The following is a 796-nucleotide window of genomic DNA, read 5'->3' as shown; positions in this document are numbered from 1 at the left end:
GCTCGCTTCTCGCAGGGGGTGAGACTCGGTTGCTGGATCTATGGGAGTGAGAATTCCAGTTATTTGCTACTCGAAGTAGTAAACTAGCTGTATGAGCGTGCCTGAGCAGGACTACGCCCCGGGAGACGGCCCAGCGGCCAAGGTGAGTGTCTCCCTGCGCGCGGGGAACATCCGGGCGGTCAGGGAACGCGTCGGTGCACGCGGGTTCTCAGCCTATGTCGATGCCGCGGTTGAACGTCAGATCGAGCGGGACCTCCTGGAGGAGGCGTTGCAGGCGAACGAGGCCGTCTCCGGGCCGATCCCGCAGGGATTGCGCGATGAGGCGGTGGAGCTGTTTCGCAGCGTAAAATCCGCACCCGAGCTCCAGGAAGAGGGCGGATGGCGCGCGCACGAAGCAAGCTGAGCGCAGGCACCGTGGTCCTCGACTGCGAGGGTCTCGTCAGGTGGTGCCAGGTCGACCAGAGAGTGACCGCGATCGTGCGCGAGGCCCAGGCAAACGACTTTCGGGTCGTCGTTAGCGCGATGACGCCGATCGAGGCTCAGAACGTCCGGGTGAAGAGTGATCGCCTCACGTGGCATCTGTCGCGGCTGAAGGTCGAGCCGGTGACCGAGGAGGTCTGTGTGCGGGCGATCGAGCTTCTTCGCGAGGCCCGGCTGCATGGCCACAAGTACGCCATCGACGCCGTGGTGGCCGCCACCGCCCTGCGTGCGGTCAGGCCGGTGATCGTCCTCACCTCTGATGAGGATGACATGTCCACGCTCTGTGGAAAAGCCGTCAAGGTCGTCGGAGTCTAAG

Annotated in this window: 2 protein-coding genes; both read left to right on the top strand. The window is 64.1% G+C overall.

From position 1 onward, the window contains the following. The first annotated feature begins 97 nt into the window (after positions 1-97). The gene (locus MYF83_RS42250; protein WP_248966451.1) at positions 98-403 is read left to right on the top strand and encodes a hypothetical protein; all 306 of its coding nucleotides are present in this window, start codon (positions 98-100) and stop codon (positions 401-403) included. A 62-nt stretch (positions 404-465) separates the two neighbouring features. After that, complete coding sequence (locus MYF83_RS42245) at positions 466-795, top strand: PIN domain-containing protein (protein WP_248966450.1); 330 nt, start codon at positions 466-468, stop codon at positions 793-795. Position 796: the final 1 nt, after the last annotated feature.

It is taken from the genome of Sphaerisporangium perillae, assembly GCF_023276435.1.
Classification (GTDB): Bacteria; Actinomycetota; Actinomycetes; order Streptosporangiales; family Streptosporangiaceae; genus Sphaerisporangium; species Sphaerisporangium perillae.
The sequence above is the reverse complement of the archived record's forward strand: the minus strand, read 5'-3'. Positions and strand labels throughout refer to the sequence as shown.